At 41.7% G+C, this 26,258-nt stretch carries 12 protein-coding genes; 4 read left to right on the top strand and 8 right to left on the bottom strand.

All coding sequences use genetic code 11. The features are described from left to right. Positions 1-312: 312 nt before the first annotated feature. The 8 genes from lipA to recF form a co-directional block, all read right to left on the bottom strand. On the bottom strand, positions 313-1,203 hold the full coding sequence (lipA, locus tag F565_RS0105045) for a lipoyl synthase (protein WP_020212112.1): 891 nt from the start codon (positions 1,201-1,203) through the stop codon (positions 313-315). Positions 1,204-1,365: 162 nt separating this feature from the next. After that, positions 1,366-2,205 carry an energy transducer TonB gene (locus tag F565_RS0105040; RefSeq protein ID WP_020212111.1) on the bottom strand — a complete coding sequence of 280 codons (840 nt, stop codon included), beginning with the start codon at positions 2,203-2,205 and terminating at the stop codon, positions 1,366-1,368. A gap of 232 nt (positions 2,206-2,437) precedes the next feature. Next, a complete protein-coding gene (locus F565_RS0105035; protein ID WP_020212110.1) occupies positions 2,438-3,001 on the bottom strand; it encodes an RNA polymerase sigma factor in 564 nt (187 codons plus the stop codon). Beyond that, complete coding sequence (locus tag F565_RS23185) at positions 2,992-4,098, bottom strand: glycosyltransferase (protein WP_020212109.1); 1,107 nt, start codon at positions 4,096-4,098, stop codon at positions 2,992-2,994. The genes F565_RS0105035 and F565_RS23185 overlap by 10 nt, the downstream gene beginning before the upstream one ends. A 164-nt stretch (positions 4,099-4,262) precedes the next feature. Next, positions 4,263-5,276, bottom strand: a complete 1,014-nt coding sequence (gene murB / locus F565_RS0105025; protein ID WP_020212108.1) for a UDP-N-acetylmuramate dehydrogenase — start codon at positions 5,274-5,276, stop codon at positions 4,263-4,265. Positions 5,277-5,325: 49 nt separating this feature from the next. Next, positions 5,326-5,997 (bottom strand): DUF2461 domain-containing protein, encoded by a 672-nt coding sequence (locus tag F565_RS0105020; protein ID WP_020212107.1) that lies wholly within the window; start codon positions 5,995-5,997, stop codon positions 5,326-5,328. Beyond that, positions 5,994-6,122, bottom strand: a complete 129-nt coding sequence (locus tag F565_RS22605; protein WP_020212106.1) for an addiction module protein — start codon at positions 6,120-6,122, stop codon at positions 5,994-5,996. The genes F565_RS0105020 and F565_RS22605 overlap by 4 nt, the downstream gene beginning before the upstream one ends. Positions 6,123-6,180: 58 nt before the next feature. Further along, on the bottom strand, positions 6,181-7,260 hold the full coding sequence (gene recF, locus F565_RS0105010; RefSeq protein WP_026299891.1) for a DNA replication/repair protein RecF: 1,080 nt from the start codon (positions 7,258-7,260) through the stop codon (positions 6,181-6,183). 142 nt (positions 7,261-7,402) lie between these two features. Here recF and F565_RS0105005 point away from each other — a divergent pair, with 142 nt between their 5' ends. The 4 genes from F565_RS0105005 to F565_RS21210 all read left to right on the top strand — a co-directional run bounded on the left by F565_RS0105005 (position 7,403) and on the right by F565_RS21210 (position 26,147). Further along, a complete protein-coding gene (locus F565_RS0105005) occupies positions 7,403-8,191 on the top strand; it encodes a tetratricopeptide repeat protein (RefSeq protein ID WP_020212104.1) in 789 nt (262 codons plus the stop codon). Then, positions 8,192-8,683 (top strand): 6,7-dimethyl-8-ribityllumazine synthase, encoded by a 492-nt coding sequence (gene ribH, locus F565_RS0105000; RefSeq protein WP_020212103.1) that lies wholly within the window; start codon positions 8,192-8,194, stop codon positions 8,681-8,683. A gap of 496 nt (positions 8,684-9,179) precedes the next feature. Next, positions 9,180-12,386 carry an Ig-like domain-containing protein gene (locus F565_RS0104995; protein ID WP_020212102.1) on the top strand — a complete coding sequence of 1,069 codons (3,207 nt, stop codon included), beginning with the start codon at positions 9,180-9,182 and terminating at the stop codon, positions 12,384-12,386. A gap of 369 nt (positions 12,387-12,755) precedes the next feature. Further along, positions 12,756-26,147 carry a GEVED domain-containing protein gene (locus tag F565_RS21210; RefSeq protein ID WP_020212101.1) on the top strand — a complete coding sequence of 4,464 codons (13,392 nt, stop codon included), beginning with the start codon at positions 12,756-12,758 and terminating at the stop codon, positions 26,145-26,147. Positions 26,148-26,258 lie beyond the last annotated feature (111 nt).

Raw genomic sequence — 26,258 nt, 5'->3', positions numbered from 1 at the left:
TGAGGGGTGTACTCTATGATAACAATATATAAGCTATTCAGTACTTATATTTTTTGATTTCTAACTTAGAGCTAAAGTTACGCTTTGCAAGGCCTAAAAACAATAAATGCCCCTTATCAGGAGCATTTAGCTTGTTAGCGAGGGCGACATTAAACCATGACATCAGGGTTATGAATCCTGCGCTCAAACACAAATTATTTTACTTTGTCAAAATTTAAATAAAATTCGACAATGACCTCTAGAACCACAATCTAGCGCTCCTTGTCTTTTCACAACTTTAAGAAAAACTTTAAACCTTAAACTTTGAACTAATTAAAGTATATGTTTCTGTGCTTTATATGATGAACGTACTAACGCACCGCTTTCTACGTGCCTAAAGCCCATTTCCAGGCCTATAGTTTCGTATTTTTTAAACTGGTCAGGCGTTATAAACTCTTTTACAGGTAAATGTTTTTTACTTGGCTGCAGGTATTGGCCTATGGTAAGTACATCGAGATTTACATCCCGAAGATCGGCCATTGTTTGTAATACTTCGGCTTCGGTTTCGCCAAGGCCAAGCATAATACCCGATTTTGTCCTGTTAATACCACTGGCTTTAAGGTAACGCAATACCTCAAGGCTGCGTTCATATTTAGCCTGTATGCGCACCTCGCGGGTAAGGCGTTTTACAGTTTCCATATTGTGCGAAACTACCTCTGGTGCTACCTGTACAATACGGTCTAAAATGCGCTCTACACCCTGAAAGTCGGGGATAAGGGTTTCCAGTGTAGTGTTAGGGTTCATCCTGCGGATGGCCTTAACGGTCTCAGCCCATATAATAGAGCCCATATCTTTAAGGTCATCACGGTCTACACTTGTTATAACGGCATGCTTAATGTTCATGATCTTTATAGAACGTGCCACTTTTTCAGGCTCGTCCCAATCTACCGTTTCAGGCCTTCCGGTTTTAACACCGCAAAAACCGCACGAGCGGGTACACACATTACCAAGAATCATAAAAGTAGCGGTGCCTTCGCCCCAGCACTCGCCCATATTAGGGCAACTGCCCGATGTGCATATAGTGTTAAGCTTGTATTTATCTACAAGGCCGCGAAGCTCAGTATATTTTTGGCCTGTAGGGAGTTTTACCCTCAGCCATTTAGGTTTTTGTGTAAGCAGGCCGTTAGCAGCAACAGGCCTTAAGGTATCTAATACAGTTTCCATATATAGTAAAAACTTTAGGGTACAAAGATAAACTATATTTACTTACCAGCATAAAAACTGTAATAGCGTCTGTTGTTAAATATCCCGGCTCTTAAAATAGAAGTGTGTATTTATAAATAGCCAAAGAAAGCAATAAAAAAGTCCCTTTCGGGACCTGATTTTTTAATTTACATTTATGGTAATTGGCAGGTTATATGCCGTTCTTACAGACTGCCCGGCTTTTTTACCGGCTATCCATTTTGTTTTTATAGATTGTAATACCCTTATTGCTTCTTTACCCATATCATGGCCGGGATCTTTTAAAACCCTGACGTTAGTCATTGTACCGTCTTTTTCTATTACAAAAGACACATATACTCTTAGTGTTGTCGCATCTTCTACTGTAGGGGTGCGAAATTTTTTGCCCACCTCTTCATAAAATTTTTGCATGCCACCCGGATAGGTAGGCATAACATCTACGCTTACCGTTGTCTCTATAGTTGTAGACGATTCATCTGTGCCGGTACCGCCCGGTACACCTGCTACAGAAGGTGTGGTGCCCACGCCGCCTGGTGTTCCGGGAGTTGTTGCGCTGCCTGGGTTTGTGGTTAAAACTGTAGTTATAGTGGGTGGTGCCTCTACAGGGTCAGACGTTGGCGCTAATGGTTTAAAAAGCGTTGTAGGGGCAGATGCCTCCGGAGCAGCCGCAGCCGGAGTTGCTTTTGCAGGCTCTTCAATAACAGGGTCAGGTTTTGGTGTTTCCGGTTCTTTAAAAAGGGGAATTTCCTCAACTATCACTTCTGTAGATTTAAGACCATTATCAGCAACAGCTACATTTGGCGAAAAATAATTTATAATAGCAGGGGCTCCTGCTAACAGCGCCATCAGGCCAATGCCCGACAATAAAGCAATAGATGTTGTTTTATTGTCGTCACGGCGCAACTGGTAGGCTCCGTAACTTTTGTTGCGGCCTTCAAACACAAGGTCTATCCATTCAGGATTGAATACACTAACTTTTGACATAATAACTGGTGATTTAGGTTTGTACTAATATTATATTACTACAACGTTATAGAAGGCGCGCATAGTATATAAAATACCCTAAATTTTTGTAAATATTTTAAGCGTAAAATATTAAAGATGTAAAGTTTATGAAATCATTGATTCTGATTGAATCAGAAATTTAAAGAATTGTTTGAAATAAACGTAATAACAAGATAAAACTGTTGGTACAGCTCGAATTTCGACCTCAATTTTATTTTTTTGTCAAAATTTCCAAAAGCAGTTTTTTTGCCCTGAGTAGTTTTATTTTTACATTATTAAGAGGTTCATTAAGCTGCGCAGAGATTTCCTGGTAACTTAATTCCTGAAAATAGCGCAGTTGTATTACCTCCTGGTACTGTGGTTTAAGGTGTTTTATACATTCTAAAAGGCGCGAAAGGTTTTGTTCTTTAATAAGGTTATCTTCGGCAGTGGGGGAACTGTCGGCTACATTATAGGCGCGTTGGTCTTCCTCGTCGGTAATTTCTACAAAGAGCGAAGATCTCTTTTTGCGCAGCAAATCTATATGTACGTTCTTGGCTATGGCAATAAGCCAGGTATTAAAAGCATATTCGGGATTGTATTGTGCAATCCTGTCAAACGCTTTAGAGAAGGTTTCTATAACAATATCCTCGCTATCGGTTTCATTCTGGGTACGTTTAAGCATAAAGCCATAAACTTCATTCCAGTAATGGTCCAGCAAAAAAGTAAAGGCCACCTGGTCGCCCGTTTTAGCCTTTTCTACATTTTTTTGAATAAGTTGGGGTGTTACTTCCAATGTACCGGTTTTGAGGTAAGGTTTGCTACATATACATACAGCTGTGTGAAGATAATAATAATTTCCATAACCGGGTACCAGTATACCGCATCTTTTTCGTGAAGCCTTGCTGCGCTTTGTGCCATGGTTATCCATCCGGCAATATAACGAACCACAATAACAGGCACTAAAAACATCCAGTTAAATTGTAGTACTAAAAGCATGATCATCAGGATAAAAAAAGCAGCCTGCAATAGTGTAAATAACTTAAGCTGAAACCTGTCAAAAGGTTTAAAGAATGAAGCCGTGAAAGCAGCTTTGCGCTTTTCCTTGGCCCAGCTTTTAAAGGTTTTTTTTGCTTTACCGTAGGTAAAACTCTCCGGTGTGTAGCATATTGCCGTATTCTTTTTTCCTGCGGCATCGTTTATAAACAGGGCATCCTCTCCGGTAAGTATGTTCATGTGGTTTATGTAGCCGTTACGCTTAAAGAACTCATCTTTTTTATAAGCCAGGTTACGCCCGTTGCCGGTAAACGGCCTGCCTATTTTTGCCCATGCAAATTGCTGTGTTGCCCTTAGTACGGCATCATAACGAATGATTTTATTAAGGAACGATTTTGCCTGTTTCTCGTAGGCACTATATCCTAAAATAATGGTTTTATTCAGCGTAAACTGCGATGTCATGTTCGTAATCCAGTCGGGCGAAGTAGGGTAGCAGTCAGCATCGGTAAACACAAGGTAATCTTTACTTGCCGCTTTAATACCAAGGGTAAGGGCATATTTTTTATTACCCCAAAAAGCCTCGTTATTTTCTACTTTTACCAGGCGGATGTTACGGTGCTGCTTTTCAAACTCTTCAAAAATATCAAGGGTTTCATCGCTCGATGCATTGTCTATAAGCACCAGCTCAAAATCGGGATAGTTTTGCGAAAGCAGCACGGGGATAAGCTCTTTTACCTTTTCGGCATCATTTTTTGCGCATACAATAATAGAAACCGATAACCTTTTAGGAGTAATGGTTTGTGGTTTGGCAAATGAAAATTTACCAAAAATACCCAAGTAGTAAACAAGTTGCAGGATTACAACAATAACAAACACGCAAAAAATAATGTTGAGCATATAGGCTTTTCAATTTTTTGCAAAATTAGTTAAAAGTGTTTAGAGTTTGATTATAATTTTGCATGGATGCGGATAAAATTTACACCTACAAGGTTTTGAAAACCTTGCAGGAGCATTGTGTGCCTTAACCTGCAAGGTACCGAAAACCTTGTAGGTTTAAGAAATCAGACAATATTAACCTCAGCCTCGATCTTAATACCAAAGGTATTAAATACGGTTTCTTGTATTTTTCTTGCAAGGCTTAACAGCTCTTCGCTGGTGGCATTGCCATAATTAACCAGTACCAGTGCCTGCTTGGCATGCACACCTGCATCGCCAAAACGCTTGCCTTTAAAACCTGCCTGTTCTATAAGCCAGCCTGCCGGGACTTTTACATAGGTATCGTCCAGGGTATAATGCGGCATAGTAGGGTGCAACAGGTAAATACGTTCAAACTCCTCAATGGTAATAATAGGATTTTTAAAGAAACTACCGCTGTTTCCCAGTTCTTTAGGGTCGGGTAGTTTGCTTTGCCTAATTGCAGTTATAGCATTGCTAACCTCTTTAAGGGTAGGGGTAACGATATTGTGTTTAACCAGCTCAGCAGCAATATCGCCATAAGATACATTTATTTTATGGGCGGTTTTTGTGAGCCCAAATGTAACCGATGTAATAACATATTTATTTTTAAACTTGCCTTTAAAAACACTTTCGCGGTAGCCAAATTCGCAGTCGGCATTGGTAAAAGTAACTGTTTCCTGAGTTGCAATATCCATAGCCTCACAGCTTACCATGGTATCTTTAATTTCTGTGCCGTAAGCGCCTATATTTTGTATAGGTGTAGTGCCCACATTGCCCGGAATAAGCGACAGGTTTTCTATACCGCCGTACCCATTATCTATACAATACAGTACAAACTCATGCCAGTTTTCACCCGCCATAGCTTTAATGTGTACTGTTTCATCGTTCTGCCAAACTACCTCTTTACCTTTAATATCTGTATGAATTACAAGGGCATCAATATACCTTGCAAGGAGCATATTGCTGCCGCCCCCCAGTATAAAAAGTTTTTCGTCATGGTGTTCCTTCAGTACTTCAGCAAGTTGTGTTACAGAATGTACTGCTATAAAGCGGCTGGCAGAAGCATCTATGCCAAAAGTATTATATTTTTTTAGGGAGTAGTTGGTTAGGATATCCATGACGGGCAAAGGTTATTTTTACGGGTGTAAAAGTACGTTTAAAAAAGCCTTACTCGGTAGTAAGGCCACGGTTTAAAAATTCTATAAGAGGTTTTATCGCCATTAATTTTTTAGAAATATCTTTAGCAAAAGTTTTACTGGTAAGCTCTTTATCGCTTATTGGCGTGCTTGCCATAAAGCTTTTAAGCTTGAGGAATTCTATTGCGGGATGGCTCTTGTCAAAATCTTTTGGGCTTGACTTTAAGGTGTTTGTGTCGTTGCTTTCCAGCTTGCCAAATACTTTTTTAAAATCGGGGGCTGCTACAATTTCTTCCAGTTCTTCATAAAAGCCATCTATTTCGCGGCGTATTTTTTTAAGGTCGGCGGCATCCGGCCAGTATAAGCCCCCCGCCGCAAAAGCAGCACCTTTTTCGATATGTACATAATAACCGGCAAGGTTGGTGTTCTTTTTGCCCTCGCACATCCAGATGCCCATGTGGGTTTTGTAAGGTGTTTTATCTTTGCTAAAACGTATATCGCGGTTTATGCGGTAAGAGCAGTCTTTAAATTCAAGTTGCTCCAGGGTATCATCCAGCGGTTTCATTACTTCCAGAAATTCATCTACCATATCCCTGTAGTCTTTTTTATAAAATTCGTAACGGTCCTGGTTTGCCTGAAACCAGTCGCGGTCGTTATTCTTTTTAAGGTCTTCTATAAATTGTAATGTAGCTGGTGTTATCATTCTTCATCAAGTTCTTTTAAAATTTCGTCCATGGCTTCCTTATAATCCTGAAACTCTTCAAGTCCATTTTTAATCTTCTCAAGCCTGCGGTCCAATTCTTTTTTATGCCATTCCGGAATATCCATATATAAAAGTAGAAATTTATTAGTAAAATCCAATTATCTAAAATCCAGCATTCCGAAATCACATCTTAAAAATAGTATAACTCTGGTGGGTTGCCTTTACAATAGCCTCCGTACGCTCGGGGTGGGTATCGCTTATAAATATCTGGCCAAAAACTTTGTCGTCTATCATCTGTACAATCTTGGCTACACGGGTTTCATCGAGCTTGTCAAAAATATCGTCAAACAATAATATGGGCAGTACGCCTCCCTGTTTTTTTATAAACTCGAACTGGGCAAGCTTTAGCGCTATAAGAAACGATTTTTGCTGCCCCTGCGACCCGAATTTTTTAATGGGATGATTGTCAATTTCAAACAGCAGGTCGTCTTTATGTATGCCTACGCTGGTGTATTGCAGCACACGGTCGCGCTGCAGGTTCTCTTCAAACAATGTTGCCAGTGTTTTGTGGTGCAGCTGGCTGTCATAAACAAGGCTTACCGTTTCGGCCGAATCTGTTATTGCCTGGTGGTGCTTGTTAAAGATGGGTACAAAACCGGCAAGGAACTCCCTGCGTTTTTCAAAAATATGCTGCCCCATACCGTCAAGCTGGGCATTGTATATATATAAGGTGTCTTTATCAAAAGTATGGTTAAGCGCAAAATACTTAAGCAGGGCATTGCGCTGGGCTACCACCTTTTGGTAATTAATAAGTTCCTGCAGGTAGGCAGGGTCTGATTGTGATATAACAGTGTCCAGAAATTTACGGCGGGTTTCGCTACCTTCGGTAATAAGGTCGTTATCGGAAGGCGATATAATAACAAGCGGAATAAACCCTACATGCTCGCTAAATTTATCGTATGCTTTGCTGTTGCGCTTCAGCACTTTTTTTAATCCTTTTTTAAGGCTGCACACAATTTGTTCTTTTCGCCCGTTTTTCTCAAAGGTGCCATCAATTACAAAAAACTCTTCGCCATGTTTTATGTTTTGCACGGCAAGGGGGTTAAAATAGCTTTTTCCGTAGGCTAAATGATAGATGGCATCGAGCACATTTGTCTTGCCAACGCCATTTTTGCCTGTAAAGCAGTTTATTTTGGGGTCGAACGTATAATTCGCCTCCGAAATATTTTTATAATTGATGAGCGATAAATTCTGTAAGTGCATGTGTAATGTGCCCTGAATATGAAATCTTTCCATAAATTAGGGACTATTTTTAGAAAGGCTGCAAATTATTGAAAAATATCCATAAAAAGGTATTTCACATTTCAATAAAAATTTTATTTTTGCGCTCAATAAAATAAAATAAATGGCAACATATAATAAAAGAGGTTATAAAGCACCTAAGCCCGAGAAACCCGAAGATGATGTAGTTGAAGCAACACCGGTAGAAGAAACCTATGATGGAAACAGTACTACCGCTGGAGTGTTTAATTCGCTTGACGAGGGCGCATCGAGAACGGAAGAGTGGGTGGCAAGAAACCAGAAAATTATTTTTATAGCAGTAGGTGCTATCGCGCTTGCAGCTGTAGTCTATTTATTTGTAGATAAATATGTACTGTCTCCTAAAGAGGATGATGCCGCTAACGAAATGTTTCAGGCAGAGCAGTATTTTACCCAGGCGGTAAATGCACAAAAATCTCAGGACTCATTATACAACCTTTCACTTAACGGTGGCGAGGGTAAATATGGTTTTCTTGCTATTATAGATAAGTATGACGGTACAGATGCAGCAAACCTTGCTCATTACTTTGCCGGTACTGCTTACCTTAACACAGGTAAATACAAAGAGGCTGTACAGCACCTTGAAGATTTTACAACTAAAGATGAGGTTCTTAAAGCTACTGCACTTGGTGCTACCGGCGATGCTTTTGTACAGCTTGGTAAACTTGAGGATGGCCTTAAATTTTATCTTGATGCTGCTAAAGTGAGCGAGAATGACGCTATAACGCCACGCTTTTTGTTTAAAGCAGGCCAACTGTCTTTAGAGCTTAAAAAGAAAGAAGATGCGCTTAAATACTTTAAAGAAATTAAAGAAAAATACAGCACATCTCAGGAAGGTGGTTTAATTGATGCTTATATAGCTGAATTAGAATAAATGGCAACTGTAAATAAAAATTTATCACAATACGATAAAAACACAATCCCAGACACGAAAGGTTTTCGGTTTGGGATTGTTGTTTCTGAGTGGAACGAGAATATAACCGGCGGCCTTTACAAAGGTGCTGTAGAAGCATTACTTGAAAATGGCGTGCAGCAGGAAGATATTATATCATGGGATGTGCCCGGCAGCTTTGAGCTTATTTACGGCAGCAAGCGCATGATAGAAACCCAGAATGTAGATGCCGTTATTGCAATAGGCAGTGTGATACAGGGCGAAACCAAGCATTTTGATTTTGTATGTGAAGCCGTATCGCAGGGTATTAAAGACCTTAACGTACAAACCGATGTGCCCGTGGTGTTTTGTGTACTCACAGATAATACTTTACAGCAGGCTATAGACCGTAGCGGCGGTATACATGGTAATAAAGGTACAGAGGCTGCTATTGTAGCTATTAAAATGGCTTTTTTAAGGCAGCAAACAAGCTAAGATATTTTACACTTATATATTTAACCTCCCACACCGGGAGGTTTTTTTATGCCCATACATTTTATGAAAACGTTTTAGAATAGTGTAAAGCCCGACGAATGGTAAAAATGAATCGTTGAAATACATTTTTTGCTGATGTTAGAGCTGTAAATACCATTTATCCAAAAGCCATTGCTTCAAAATGAATTTTTATGATTGCTGTTTTGTATTTACTATTTAAATATTTAAAAGTCATTGTTGATTTTTAAGATACTCCTTTTATCTTGTAATTAAAGGTTTCGCGTTTTAATAATTAGCGGCGCTATATTTAGCGCGTATTTACGTATTAAATATTTTGCCTTTCCAGATTAATTTTCTCCTTTTTTCGATAAACGGTTCATCGCAACAAAAGCTTCATTAATCTAAAAGACAAATAAACCGCTTTCATGCTGCCCTACATTTGTACCATAATTACTGAGACAATTAAAGCATCCCAAAAATTAAAATTACTTTACTCATGAAAAATTTAACTAACAAACTTTCTTTAAACAGCTTACCACTGTTATTGCTTGTGTGCCTTTTTGGCTTTCAGGCAGCAAATGCACAAACATGTACACCACAGGGTAACCAAACGGCTTATGGCGACGGACAATGGAAAGGTTACTTATATAACAACGTTACTACTTTTCCTCCTACTGCGGCAGCTTTTGCTCCGGCTAATTACAGAGGATATGTAACACGCAGTGCTAACTTTAACCAGGATATAGGTGAAGGCGCTTTACCGGCAGAATCTACGTTATGTACCGGTACTTATGATGCAAACTTTATAATGCGTTATAAAATGCAGGTAACAGTAGCTCCGGGATATTATACATTTAATGTAGGCGGAGATGATGGTTACAGATTAAGTTTTGACGAAGGCCAAACTTTTCCCGAAAACGTAAGCGACTGGTCAGATCATGGTTATCATTATGAAACCGCTACATATTACTTAAGTGGTACAGTAAAACTTATATTAGAGTACTATGAGCACAACGGATCATCAAGGGTATCTTTTGATTTTGCACCTGCATCATGTACATCATCAGCACCTACAACTATAACAGGTAACGGAACTTCAAGCTGTGCTACAGGTACAACGCTTACAGCAACAGGTGGTACTGCCGGTGTAAACTGTACATACCAGTGGGGTATAGGCTCTGTAATAGGGCAAAACATTATACCAAACCAAACAGGTGTTTCTATATCAGTACATCCTTCAAGCACTAAAACATACTGGGTAAGGCGTGTAAGTGCTGCACCATGCTCTACAACTACAGATGGTGTTACAAGAACAGTAACTGTAGCTAACCCTGCACCGGGCAACCCTGCGGTTTATGGTGACGGAGTTTGGAATGTTTACAGCTATATAGGCAACAGCCTTGATTTAAACCCAACTATTGTTGATTACTCAGGTTACTATACAGATGCTACACTTGGTTATGATTCTCAGGCAAAATGGAACAAAGCAGGAGCACCATCGAGCGCTGCAGGTTACCAGGGATGTTCGCTACCGGTAGACCAGTTTACTTTTATTGCTAAGCGTAAAGGTTTTACTTGTGGTTCTTACACTGTAAAAATGGAAAACTGGGACGATGACAGCCGTTTATACATAAATGGTACTCAGGTTTGGAACTTTAACGGTTACAGCGGTGGCCAGCCAATACAAAACATAGGTACTTACAGCCTTGATGCTAACTCTACAATAGAGTTAAGAACAGGAGAAAATGGTGGCGATGCAAATGCTAAATTAACAATAGTACAAATAAATACGCCTGTAGCACCAACAAGTATAACAGGAGTATCTACAATATGTAAAAACACAAGCATTACACTTACTGCTACCGGTGCTTCACCTGCTGCAGGCGGAGTTTACCAATGGGGTACTGGTACTGTGGTTGGCGAAAATATACTTGCGGAAACAACTACAAATACTTTTACAACTGTTATACCTGCAACCACTACATACTGGGTAAGGATCAAAAATACCGAAGGTTGCTACACAGCCGGTGTTACAAAAGCAATAACTGTGCCTGCACCGCTTGTATATAATAATGGCGCGTGGAATGGAACACCTACAATAGAAACTGCTGTAGAGATACAGTCTGACCTTACAATGTCGCAAAATATTGAGGTGTGTTCATGCCAGGTAAAAGCAAATGCCACACTTACTGTTGCTACAGGAAAAACATTAACAGTAAAAAACAAGCTTACTGTAGATGCTAACGGTAAACTTATTGTAGAGAACAACGGCGCACTATTGCAAATTGCACAAGTGCCGGCAGAAGGTAACATTACATTGCACAAAACAGGCAACCCACTATACAGGTTAGATTACACAATGTGGTCGGCACCGGTAACAGGACAAAACTTAGCTGCATTCTCTCCGCAAACAATATCTACACGTTTTTACAAATATGGTTATGCTATTACAAATACCACTACAAACACAGGTGGAGAATATTACAACCTTATAGACCCGGCAACAAATAATTTTATGCCTGCACAAAGCTACCTAATACGTATGCCAGACCAGGATAACACAACAGGCTATAACGCTGGCAGGGCAACCCTTTCTTTTGACGGTATTTTTACAGGTGTACCTAACAATGGTAACTACACTACACCGGCATCTGTACAAGGTAACCGTTATACAGCAGTAGGTAACCCGTACCCATCGCCAATAAGTGTTAAAGAATTTTTTAACCAAAACGCAGGAGTATTAGATGCTAACTCTGCAATATATTTATGGAGAAAGAAAAACGATTACCGTCAATCATCTTATGCTACTATTACACTTGCAGCATATACTAAAAACTCAGCTACCGGTGGTGGTGCAGAACAAGGTGTTTACTTTGGCCGCGATAACAACACATGGTTGCTTTCTCAGGGGCAGGGCTTTATTGTAAGGACAGCAACAAATGCTACTAATACTAACATAACATTTACAAACAGCATGCGTAAAGCTGCTCCGGCATCAGGTTCGCAATCATTCTTCAGGACTGGCGAAGATACTGCATCACGCCTTTGGTTAAACATAACAGATGGCCAGGATGGTTTTAGCCAGGCAGCTGTAGCTTATATGGAAGAAGGTACGTTAGGTCTTGATTATGGTTATGATGGTAAAATGTTAAGCGACAGTTCTGATATTTCAATCTATTCTATTGCTGAAGAAAGTAAATTAACAATACAGGCAAGGCCTTTGTTTACAGCTGGTGATGTAGTTCCTATGGGTTATAAAGCAGGCGCGGCAGGAGAGTTTACAATAGCATTAGATCATACAGAAGGAGTTTTTGCAGAAGGACAGGACATTTTCTTAAAAGATAACGTGCTTGGTACAACAACTAACGTAACAAACCAGGGGTATACATTTACAACAGAAGCAGGAACATTTGACGACAGGTTTGAAGTAGTGTATGCTACAGAGGCTTTAGGTACAAACAATCCTCAAATAACAGCTAACAGTGTTATAGTTTACAAAGAAGGATCATCAATAAACATTAATACCGGTACTGCCCAAATGACTGATGTTGCTGTGTACGATATACAAGGCAGAAGGCTTTATGCTAAAAGCGGCATTAACGCTACAACAGCAGTTGTATCGGGACTACAGGTACAAACAGAAGTATTGATTATAGAGATTAATACTGTAAAAGGTAAAGTTTCTAAAAAAATAGTATTCTAATAATAAATTAACACCTACAAATATTGTTTACTACCGGGCTTTCTCTTTCGAGGAAGTCCGGTTTTTTTGAGCATTAATGTTATATAAAAACAATTAGATGCATTACATCGGTTTTATATAACAGTTAATCTTGCTAAAGATGTTTTTTATTGGAAAAATAACACAAAAGTTTGATAAAAAGTTATTTTAATAATTTGTTATTTTTTCATTTTAATCAGAATATGATAAAAACTCTTGTGAAAGGTTTATTAAATTATCAATAATACTTTAACGATAACGTTGTAGTGTAATAATTTTCCAATTCATTTTAACGCTGTGTTAAGGTACTGTTAAATATATAAATTTGTTAGTTCAAAATCAGATACATATATGGAAAACAACTACTCAGCGTTCTTAAATGGCCTGCGGCCACCGCGAACACAACCTGAAAGTAGCCAAAGCCCTCCCCGGGGTAGTGGTAATTTTAAAAAACGGTCAATGCTGTTAATAGCATTGCTATTTATGCTGGGCATGCTCCCGGCTTTTGCGCAAAATATTGCCAATTACGCGTTTTCTACAAGCACGTCAGGAAGCCTTGAAGATCTTACTTCGGGAGCTACTTCAATCATGGCAACAGGAGAACAGGATGACGTAGCAACGGCAGTCCAGGCAATTGGGTTCGACTTTTATTTTATGGGTGTAAAGTATACTCATTTTAGTGCAAACTCAAACGGGCAGGTAAGGCTGCATACATCTGCTACGGCTACTGCTATAAGTGGTGGTAATATTTCAGGATATTCGTCTGGTGTAAATACTCTTGCTCCCATGGCAGGAGATAATGAGTTAGCCGGCGGAATGAAAATGAAGGTAATTGGAAGTGCTCCAAACAGAAAGATCGTTGTTGAATGGACTAACTTTTATGTTTATTTTTCTCCTACCCTTACTAATGCAGGAAACATGCAATTATGGTTAGAAGAAAACGGGGCTGTTAGCTACGTGTATGGAGATATATATAATTCCGGTAGTTCTTCTGTAACAAGGTCAATATTTATCTCTTCGGGTAACACAGCCGGTGCATCTGCTCATGTAATTGTAGGCACTGCGCCAACAGTTGATAATACAGCTACCGCACCCGCTACAAATACTTTTGCAGCGGGCAGTGGTACAGTAACCGGGGCACCGCTTATAGCAAATCTTGGTTCTTCATCTAACACTGCACGAAGGGTGTTTAAGTTTACACCTTCTACAGTGGCACCGGCTAACCCCGTGCTAACAGCTTTTACAGTTGTAACACCTGTAGCTACAACAGTAAACTGGACAGATAACTCTACTACAGAGTTGGCTTTTATTGTTACACGTGCAACAGATGAAGCTTTTACACAGAATGTGGTAACCACAACTGTTCCCAGCATTACAACTGCTGCAACAGGTGGAGCTTACTCATTGGCTCAGTCTTCTTTAAATTCGTCTGTAACTTACTATTATAAAGTACAGGCTTTAAGAGAGGCGGCAATTTCAACTGGTGCTACAGCCTCGCAGGCTACAGCTGCACCTGCAGTATATACATGGTTAGCTACGAGTGGCACAGCATCATGGATAACTGCTACAAACTGGAGCCCGGCAAGGACAACTACAGATGCTACAGATATTTTACAATTCTCTAACGGGGGGACACCTATAGTAACAGATGTACCTGCGCAAACCATAAGAAGGTTAAGTGTTACAAACAACACAGCCATAAAGCTAAGGGCGGCTTCGGCTGTTACGCTTACGTTAGCATCGGACGGTACTGCTGCAGAAGAATTACTGGTTGAGGCCGGCTCATCGTTAGTAAGCGATGGTGGTACGGCTACATTATCTATTACTTATAGTGGTACTGGTAGTACCGGTACTATAGCAGGTTCTATAGAAGCTGCTACTACAACAGCGGCAATAAATAATACATTTTTATTATCCGGTGGTACAGGTTCTGTAACTACAATAAGTGGTAATGCAACAATAAGTCAGGTAGCCGGTACTACGGGTGTATCGTTAATAAGTGGTAATGCAACTACACTTATATTTACATCTACAGGTATTTACAACCATAAGTATACAACTATTCCCGGTACTATACCTACTGCTACATGGCAGGCAGGCTCTACCGTGTTAATAAGTGGCTATACTACTGTGGCAACTACTCCTGCCATAGCAGGTTTTTCACAAACTTTTTCAAACCTTACCTGGAACTGTCAGTCACAGGTAAATGCCGTTCAATTAAATGGTGCGACATTTACAGTAGGCAATACGTTTACAGTAGCGAATACAGGTACGGGAGAATTAAGGCTTGCAGATGGAACATCTCCTACAATTACAGTAAATAATTATGTGCAAACAGCGGGTAACCTGGTTCTTAATACAGGAGCGGGTTCACTTGTATTTGCGGTTAGTGGAAGTTTTAATCAAACGGGAGGTACATTTCATTCAACAGGAAATACGGCAGGTACGCCGATACTCCTGTTTAATGGCACATCTACCCAGAACGTAAGCTTTTATAATGCAGCTCCCACAGGTGTGTTAACATACCGTATAAGTAACAACAGCGGTATAAATTTAAGTGGAACGGGTACGCTAACATCATTATTTAATATAAATACGGGTGGTGTTGTACGTATATCATCTACAGCTGCAACGCCGGTTAACACATCGTTAAGTTTGGCATACGGTACAGGTACGACGTTAATGTATGATGCTGCGGGGCCGGCTACGGTGCCTGCATCTTTATTTCCGGCTACAAACGGGCCAGCGTCATTTACAGTGGCAGTAGGAACAGGAAATGTACTTATACTTCCTTTTTCAAGGACTATACCGGGAACACTAACACTTACAAGCGGCGACTTAGACATAAGTTCTAACGTCCTAACCATAGGTACAACGGCAGCAGCTCCGGGTGCTTTAAGTTACACGGCCGGTAAAATACGTATTACTACAGGCTCTTTAACACGTTGGTTTAGCACTACAGGCCTTGCTGCAAGTGCCGGTACAGGAGTGGGATATTTTCCGCTTGCTGCCGGAACCGACGACAGATCTGTATCTGTTTATGGTTCTGCACAGTTTACTACTGGCGGTAGTATAACCATAGGGCATAATAATGTTGCAGGATTTGGTATAATATCGCCATCTGTTTTAGATGGTGCTTATAGTATCGATAAACGTACAAGTGCTTCGTGGGCAATAACGGCAGGCAATGGGCTTGCTACGGCAGGCAGCACTATGGCTTTAAGAATAACGGGTGCTAACCTTTTTGTGGCTAACAGTGTAGCTAATCTTAGGGTTATGCAGGCAGCGGCTGTAACCGGTATACATGTGGCCGGCACAGGTACGGCACCTAACTACCAGGCATCAAGGTCAGGACTAAGCGTAGCACAACTTGCACAAACGCAATACATAGGCTCTGGTGCTGCAGATGCTTCGCTAATGTTTACATCTATAGCAAGTGGTAACTGGAGCGATGGCACAACCTGGGATAAGGGTTATGCACCCGGCAGTGCAGATGCTGCTACAATTGCAAACGGGCATAACGTAACCCTTGATGGCGCTAATACAATAGGCAGCCTTATAGTTAACACCGGGGGTACACTTACTGCTGCTGCTAACTCTCTTGCGGCATTAAGTATAGTAAATAGCGGTACAATAACAGTTAATGGTGCTGCTATTACTGTAACCGGTGCTTCTGCAAGTGGTATTACAAATGCCACAGCCACATCTGTATTTACTTTAAACAGTGGTACAGTAACACTAGGTGCTGCGGGTGGCAGTAACAGGACTTTTGCAAATGCAGGTACATTAACCGTTGCAGGTGGTACATTAAATATTAATGGTAACCTTAGCCACACTGCTGCAACATCTGTATTTACACAAAGTGCGGGCCTTATTAAAATAGATGGTAATGCTGCCGGTGTTGCTGCAAACTCTGTTGCATCAGGCGCGCCATTATTTAATTCGTTGTCTACATCAATTACGCTATCCGGCGGTACATTGTTATTTGTAGATCCGCATACGGCAACAAGTGCTTCAAGTGGCTATACAATATACTTGTCAAACAGTACGATATCTACAGCATCCCTTGCTGCTTCACCTTCTCACTTAACACAGTTTGGCGACGGGGTTTCAACCGATGCAGGTGGGCACACCAGTGGCTTTTATATTAACAACTGGACCTCTAATGCTTATTTGTCTTTAGGGTCGGTTAAAGTAAATGGAGCTACCGGTACTAACAGAGGTGTAACTTCTGTATATCTTTTAACAGCTAATGGAAATGTAGAAATTGCTGCTTCGAGCACGCTTACTCTTTCAGGAGCTTTATATATTGCAGGAAACCTTAATGTGAATGCCGGGGGAACTTTTATAAATTCTGGCGTATTACTGGCAACAAAAGTTATAGGTAACACGAATTCTACACTTACTACGGCGGCAAATACAGTTGCCCAGACATTTACTAATAATGGTACATTAAGTAATGCTACAACTTCGCCAACGGCTAATTTATATTCATTAACTATAGAGAATTCAAGTGCCGGCGGTGTAACTTTAGCTTCGCCAATAAGTGTAAGTAATACCTTAACCCTTACTGCGGGTAAAGTAAATACCACAGCTACTAATTTATTAGCTTTAGGTACTGCAACTGCAACTGCTACATTAGTAGGAGGTTCATCTACAGCATATATAGACGGGCCTTTTGCCAGGACATTTGCTGCAAACAGGACAGCCACAGGAACATATACTGCGGCTACTTTATTTCCTGTAGGTAAAGGAACATCTTACCTGCCTGTAAATATAGACCCTACTACAACTGCTGCGGGTGCAGTAGTGTTTAAAGGCGAAGCATTTACTGCAAATGGTGGTACACCACTTACAGGTGTAACAACATTATCTGCAAACAGATGGGAGGCATTGCCTGTTACAGGCGCAGCAAACCTTACCAATGCGTTTGTGCGTATTGGCGATGGTGCAATAACAGCTAATAATAAAATTGTACAGGCAACAGCCGCTGCGGGCCAGTATGGGCCTATCATTCCTGCAACTACTTTTGCTACAGGAACTTTAACTACAACTACAGCAATAACAGCTGCGGCTTACAAGGGCTACTTTGCTTATGGCGACCTTAACCCATGTACCTTACCGGCAGACCAGCCTGCAAACTTTGTGGCATCTGCAATTACAAGTACTACTTTTACAGGTACTTATACGGCGGCAGCAAGTGCGCCAAGCAACTACCTTGTAGTACGTTATGCGTCTCCGGCTACGGCAACAGCACCGGCAGATTATACAGCGTATACTGTAGGGGCAGCACTTGGCACAGGTACAGTTGCTTATGTGGGCACAGGCCTTACTTTTAATGCAACAGGTTTATCTGCAGCAACACAGTATACATATTATGTGTACAGCTATAATAACTCTGCATGTTACGGCCCGGTTTATAATACTACCGCTCCGTTAACAGCAACAGTAACAACGTGCCCTGCTATAGCAGCACCGGGAACTCCTGCAGCAGCAACAAGCCCGGCGGTAGGCATAACCAGTTTTAGGGCACAATGGACGGCAAGCGCAACAGCGGGTGTTACTTACGAAATTGATGTTGCCACAAATACTGGTTTTACAACTTTTGTAACCGGCTACCAGGCACTTAACGTAGGTACAGACCTGTTTAAAGATATTACAAATTTAACGCAGGGAACTACTTACTATGTAAGGGTAAGGGCACAAAGTGGCGCTTGCTACAGTGCTTATACAAGTACGCTTACTATAAATACACAGTCAGTTACAACGGCCCCATGGACAGAGCCATTTGCTACTGCGTCTACTACACCTACAGGGTGGACTACTACGGGGTGGACAATAGGGTCTGTAAGAGGAGTAACGGGTAACCCGGGCAATAATATTTATAAAAACATTTTCACTACAGGTTCAAGCGGTGGCTTGTTTACTACTATAAATGTAGGCGCATTACCGGCAAACTACCAGTTTGCTTTTGATTATAAAGTTGCAAACTACGACACTCCTTATGGTGCTCCTGCAGTAAATTCAGGAAATTTTGTAGTAGCAATCTCTACAGATTTTGGTGCTACATACACAGATATTGCAACTATTGCTAATGATGGTGTAGCAGGATGGAGAACAAGAGAGTTTAGCCTTGCTGCTTATACAGGTGCAACTGTTAAGTTTAAAATAACAGGCAATTGGACAGAAGGAGATTATGACCTTGCTTTTGATAACGTTAGGGTAGAAGCACAACCGGATTGTTTAAGGCCAACAGCCTTAACAGCGGTATTGGCAGGTGCCACAAGCGCAAATTTAAGCTGGTCTGCCCCGGCAACGGGTGTAGCCCCTGCAGGGTATGAATATGCAGTTACAACATCGGCTACAGCTCCGGCTTCGGGTACTTTTCAAACAGGTACAAGCCTTACAGCCTATACTGTACCGGCAAATACCACAAGTTATTTATATGTAAGGTCTAAGTGTGCCGAAGGTATATTTAGTGCATGGCAATCGGTTAGCTTTTACACGGGATATTGCACTCCTACAACAACGTATCCGGATTACCAGTACATAACATCTTTTAGTACAACTGGTGGTTATAGCAATATTGCAAGTACAACCGCAAGTTCAGGAAGTGGTGCTTATACTAATAATACAGCACAATTTGTATCACAGTCTTTAGGTACACCTGTTAACTACTCTATAGGTTTTTACGATGATTTTGCGGATAGTGATTATGAAGGTGTTGGAGCAGCTATATACATAGACTGGAACGGTGACTTAGATTTTAATGATGCAAATGAAACAGTATATGCATCAGGACTGTACTATATAACTTCGCCTATAACCGGCAGTATTACAATCCCGGCGGGTACACCTGTGGGTAATTATGTAATGAGGGTACGTATAGGATATGATTACACTACTCCTTTGGCATGTGGTGCCGACTCTTACGGCGAAGCAGAAGATTTTACCTTTAGGGTAATAGCAGTATCTACATGTTTTGTACCTACAGCAATAACCGCTGCAGGTACTACAGCAACAGGAACAACATTAACCTGGACAGCCCCTGCAACGGGAACAGCTCCAGTAAATTATGAGTATGAGGTGCGTACAGCAGGCGCAGCAGGCAGTGGCGCAACAGGCCGTGCAGCATTTGGCACGGTATCGGCAGCTACAGCTTCGATCGCAGGGTTAGCGAGTGCTACTTCATACACTGTTTATGTACGTTCTTCATGTGGGTCTGGCAACTACAGCGATTGGGCGAGTAGCGCTTTTACAACGCTTTGCGGAACAGCTACTTTACCACTTGCCGAAGGGTTTAATGCTACAACGACAATTCCATCATGCTGGAGTACGGCCATTGCAGCCCTTCAAACAGCTACAAAGATTACTTATGTAACTACAGGCTCAAGCCCTGCAACATCTCCAAGTGAAGGTGCTAATATGGTATTGTATAATTCATTTAGTAGTGCAAATGGCGGTGCAGGATCTGAAGAGCGCCTGATAACCAAAGCCTTTAGTACAACAGGCATATCAAGTATAGATGTTAAATTTGATTTTAGAAATGAAAATAGCACATCTTACAATTCCGGTGCATATTTAAATGAGGGTGTTCAGGTTCAGTATTCATTTGATGGTACTACCTGGGTAAATGCCGGCAGTTTTTATGCAAGGTACGATAGCAGTTTAGCATCAGGCACCGCGCAATGGAATGCTAAAACAGTTGTTATTACAGATGTGGCAGAACATGCTACGGTATATATAGCCTTTAAATTCCATTCGGAGTGGGGAGATAATATGTATCTTGATAATGTTGCTATTTCACGTAGTGCTACTGCAATTACAAGTTTTACACCTGCTGCTGTTTGTGAGCAAAGTGGCCCGCAAACCGTAACAATAACTGGCAGGTCTCTAACAGGTGCTACAGCGGTTAAATTTAACGGGGTAAATGCAACATCGTTTACTGTTGTAAATGGTACAACAATTACTGCTATTACTCCTGCAGGCCTTACAGCCGGAAATATAACTGTAGATGGCGTGTTTAATACAGCCATTAGCCCTACAGCTCTTGCAATTACTGCAAACCCTGTAGTTGCAGATATTACAGGTGGCGGCGCTACAATATGTGCACCATCTACAGTGCAGCTTGCAAATGCAACACCGGCTGGTGTATGGTCAAGCTCTGATGCAGCAATAGCTACCGTAAATGCAACGGGCCTTGTTACAGGCGTGGCTGCCGGTACGGCAACAATTACATACAGGGTAACTACAAGTGGCTGTTCTACGGCTAAAACTACAACCGTAACAGTAAATGCACCGGTTGCCATAACAAGTGTAACACCGTCTCAGGCAGTTACACCGAGTGGCACAGCTACATATATTGTAGCGGCTACAGGCACCAGCATTACGTATCAATGGGAAGTAAGCATTAATAGTGGCGGTACTTATACAGCCGTTACTAATGGTGCAGAGTATAGTGGTGCCACAAGTGCTACACTAACTGTATCAAATGTTAGCAGCTCACACAACGGTTATTTATACCGTGTGGTAGTTAGCGGCGCAGCTCCATGTGCTCCGGTAACGTCTGCAGGTTCTATATTAACTGTAAGCGAAATAGGTATTGTTTCGCATCCGGTTGCCACAACCGTATGTTCAGATCCGGGAACGGCCCAGTTTACTGTAAGCGCTACAGGATCTAACTTAAGTTACCACTGGCAGGAAGACCAGGGCGGTAACAACTGGCAACCCCTAACTAACGGTATAGTAAATGGTGTTACTTATGCGGGTACAGCAACAGCTACACTTTCGTTATCTGGTGTTACGACAGCAAATAGCGGGTGGAAATACCGTGTGTACCTTACAGATGATACATCGAGCACGGCTACCTCTAACCCAGCTACATTAACAGCATACCGTGCGGTTGCAGTTAGTGTACAACCGGGCAATAAAACAGTTTGTGCCACAGGAGGTACAGAAACCTTTAGTGTTACAGCAACAGGATCTGGCCTAACCTACCAGTGGCAATATGCAACGGCACAGGCAGGCCCATGGGCCAGCGTGGCTAATGCCGCACCGGCAGGGGTTACTTATACGGGGGCTACTACAGCAACCCTTAGTGTAACCACAACTGCTGCCACGCCTGTTACAGGTACATATTACTACAGGGCAGTACTTACCGGCACGGCGCCTTGTGGGCCGGCTACTACAGATGCTGCACAGTTAATAATTAACAACCCTGCATTTACAAGCCAGCCTGGTGCTGCAACAATAGTGGCAGGTAATACAGGCGTGCTTACTGCTGCGGTATCTGCAAATGCAGCTACTTATCAATGGCAGTATGCTACAAGTGCAAACGGTACTTACACTAATGTTGCCGATGCTACACCGGCAAACGTTACTTACACAGGTGCAACAACAACGTCGCTATCTGTAGTAACAACACAGTCTGCCTTTGCAGGTACACTGTATTATAAACTGGTTGTAACCTCAGGTTCATGTTCTGTAACCTCAGGATCTACGGCAGTAACAATCAGTAATTACTGTATACCTTCGTTTAGTACAACAAATGCAAATACAGGTGTAGATGTTGTTAATACATTTGCTATAAGCAGTACAACACTTAATGCTTCTCCGGGACTTACAGGTGCAAGCCCTTACTATTATGCATTGCTTACAGGTGCAGGTAATACGGCTACACTGCTAAGAGGATTGTCTTATACTGCAAACATTGCAGTAGGATCTGGTGGTGATACCCAGGGCGTAGGTGTATGGATAGATATTAACAACGATTTTGATTTTGATGATGCCGGAGAATTTTTAGGGCAGGTATCTATAATATCTAATACGTCGGGTACTATATCTCTTGCTATTCCTGCAAGTACCTCTTTAGGCACACACAGGTTAAGGATAAGAAATATAAGAAACGCAACACTATCGCAAACCAGTGTATGTGCAGCGTCTACACAACGTGGTACCACTGTAGACTTTAATGTAACAATTGATGAAGCACCGGTATGTACGGGTACACCGGCAGCGGGTATTGCAACGGCAAATACTAATAATATATGTTCGTCAGGAACAGCGGTATTATCTGCCACAGGATACCCTACAAACGTTAGCGGAATTACATTTAACTGGTATAACAGCACCGGCATAATTGCCGATGCTACGAGTGTTACATATACTACACCGGTACTAACTGCTAATATGACTTATTATTTAAGGGCTACATGTACAGGCAGTGGTTTGTATACAGATACTAACCCTGTAACAATAAGCGTTTACAGCGCCGGTGTTGCGGGCACTACACCTGCTACCCGTTGTGGTACAGGTACAGTAAGCCTTGCAGCCACAGGATTGTCTGGCAATACACTTAAATGGTATACTGCCTCAACAGGAGGTAGTGCAGTAGGTACGGGTACTACATTTACTACGCCATCTATAAGCACTACAACTACTTACCACGTAGAGGCAATTGCTACAGGAACAGCAATCAATGCGGGTATTACAGCCCCTGCTGTTACAACATCGTCGGTTCCGGCAGGGTATGGTTTAGTATTTAGTGCTACATCTGCATTTACATTAAACTCGGTTAATGTATATCCTAACGGCGCGGCAGGAACAATAACTATACAGTTACAAAACAGTTCTGGTACAGTGCTGCAAACGTTAAGTGCTTATGCGCTTCCGGCAGGAACGGGTACTACTGCGGTAACAGTTCCTTTGGGATGGAGCGTTCCTACAGGTACGGGCTACAGGTTGATAGCTACCTCTGCAAGTACATCAAGTATTGTAAGAGATTCGTCTACGGCAAGTTTCCCTTATGCAATAGGCAATTTTGGTTCAATTACAGGTGGTTATGTTTTTGGTTCATCAACAATATACAACTACTTCTATAACCTGTCTGCAGCGCCAAGTTGTACAACTGCAAGAACAGCAGTTATTGCTACAGTAACGCCTGCTCCTGCATTAACACTAAGTGCAGCTTCAACAGCTGTATGTGCAGGCAGTACGTCATCGGTTATTACCGTAACATCTAATACTGCCGATTATACGGTATACTCATGGTCTCCTGCAGAGGGGGTAAGTGGTACAGCTGCTACAGGTTTTACATTTAGCCCTGCTGCTGCAACTGTATACACCCTTACTGCAACAAATGCATCTGGATGTATAAATACAACTGCTATAACAGTTAATGTAAATGCATTGCCGGCTGCGCCTGTTATTGCGCCGGTTGCGGCTACTATATGTAATGGAGAAATTGTTACGTTGTCGGCTACGGCTGTAAGTAATGCACAAATTACATCGGGTACGGCAACAACACTAACAACGGCAAGTACTACAGGAACAGCTTTAGGGCCAAACCCTTTACAAACTTACTATGGCGGTACCAAGCAACAATGGCTTTATACTGCAAGTGAGTTAACGGCTCTGGGCTTTACAGCCAATACGGCTATTAACGCTATAGCACTTACTTTAGGCGCTACAGATGGTACTGTATTAAATAATCTTGTAGTGAAAGTAAAAAACAGCTCTAAAACAAGTTTCCCGTCTACAGCAGGAACTAACTGGGAGACTGATTTAACTACTGTAAGGGCGGCAGCGAGCTATACGCCGGTTGCAGGATTAAATACTTTTGCTTTTTCAACTCCATTTGTATGGAACGGTACAAGCAGCCTTGTTATAGAAATAAACTATAGCAATAATAATGGAGGGGCTTCAAGTGTAGCGAATAATGCTACATATAGTGCTACGTCTTTTTCAAGTACTATATTTTACAGGGTAGATTCCACTACAGCGGCTGCTGTTGACGCCTTTACAGGTACTGCTACTAACGTATACAGTACAAGAAATAATGTAGTGTTTAGTACAACGTCGTCATCTGCTATTAGCTGGACGCCGGGTACAGGTTTGTATACTGATGCTGCCGCTACAACGGCTTACACAGGTGGCACTGCTGCTAATGTATATGCCAGGCCGTTAGCTACAACTACTTATACTGCAACTGCTACAAATTCTAACTCTTGTGTTTCTGCAGCTACAAAAACTGTAACTATAGGAGATAAGCAGTGGACTGGTACTGTAAGTACAGAATGGACTACCCCGGGCAACTGGTGTGGTAACCGTATACCAACCGCTACAGATAATGTAATTGTAGGTACAGCGACTAACCAGCCGGTTATTACTGCAGGAACAGCTGTTGCTAAAAACCTTACAGTATCTCCGGGTGCAACGTTAGTGGTAAACACAGGTGCAACACTTAGTGTGCAAAATACCCTTACTACCACAGGTGCAACGGTTACCGTTCAAAACAACGCAGCCCTTATACAGGGAACAGATGTTACGGCAAATACAAATACCGGCTCTGTAAGTGCTGTAAAAGTGGGTAATGCACTTTACAGGTATGATTATACTTTATGGTCGTCTCCGGTAAGTGGCACACAAACCCTTAGCAACTTTTCTCAATTAACAGTTGCAACGCGCTTTTATGAATACGGCTTTAGTGGCGATGCCAATTATTACTTAGCCGTACCGGGTACTACAACCTTTACCCCTGCAAAAAGCTACCTTATACGTATGCCGGATACCAATGCAGCAGTTGGCGCAGATTATTATAATGGTATAACCCCAATTGCCTTTACAGGTACCTTTACAGGAACACCAAACAATGGTACGGTAACCATCCCGGCATCTGTACAGGGCACAATGTTTACGGCAGTGGGTAACCCTTACCCGTCGCCAATAAGCGTTGAAGATTTCTTTACTGCCAATGCAGGGGTTATGAATGGCTCATCGGGACTTTACTTCTGGAGAAAAAGGAACAATGCAAGCGCATCGTCTTATGCAACGTTAACCCTTGCTGCTTACACATCAAACTCAGGTTTTGCAGCTAACCCTTCCGAAGGCGGTGGGGCAGAGCAGGCAGTGTTTTTCCCGTCTGATAACGTGAGTTCATGGTTAATATCTCAGGGGCAGGGCTTCTTTGTAAAAACAGCGACTAACCCTACAGGTTCTAACATTACGTTTACCAATGCCATGAGGAGGCCGTCTCCGGGTGCTACACAGGCATTCTTTAGGACAGGGGAAACCACAACATCACGTTACTGGTTAAACCTAACAGACGGATTGCAGGGCTTTAGCCAGGTGGCAGTAGCCTATATGGATAATGCAACCCTTGGGTTAGATTATGGTTATGATGGCCGCCAGTTTAGCGATGGTGGTAATGTAACCTTCTACTCTCTTGCAGAAGACACAAGGCTTTCTATACAGGCAAGACCGGAATTTGCCCCTGCCGATATAGTGCCAATGGGCTTTAAGGCTGTTACTACGGGAGAATTTACCGTAAGCATAGACCATAAAGACGGACTGTTTGAGCAAGGGCAGGACATATACTTAAAAGATAACCTTTTAGGTGTATACCATGACCTTGGCGAAAGCGGCTATACCTTTACCAGTGAAGCAGGAACGTTTAACGACAGGTTTGAAATAGTATATACTACAGATGCCCTTGGTACAAAAACACCACAGCTTGACCCTAACAGTGTAATAGTTTACAAACAGGGCAATACTATAAACATAAACAGTGGCACAGCAGAAATGACCGGTGTAACTATTTATGATATAAGAGGCAGGAAACTTTACAGCAATGACAAGATAAACGCAACTAAAACGGCTATAAACAGCTTGCAGGTAGCGCAGGAAGTACTTATTGTAGAGATTAACACTGTAAAAGGTAAAGTGAGCAAAAGGATAGTTTTCTAAACTATTGCCACTAACCTAAAGCTCTAAAGCAGAAAGCCCCACGCAATGCGTGGGGCTTTTTTTTGCTTATATTTTAAAAACGCCATTAAGGTAAACAACTACATAACCTTT

The organism is Flavobacterium rivuli WB 3.3-2 = DSM 21788, from assembly GCF_000378485.1.
GTDB classification, from domain to species: Bacteria; Bacteroidota; Bacteroidia; order Flavobacteriales; family Flavobacteriaceae; genus Flavobacterium; species Flavobacterium rivuli.
This window is presented reverse-complemented; position numbering and strand designations above follow the sequence as displayed.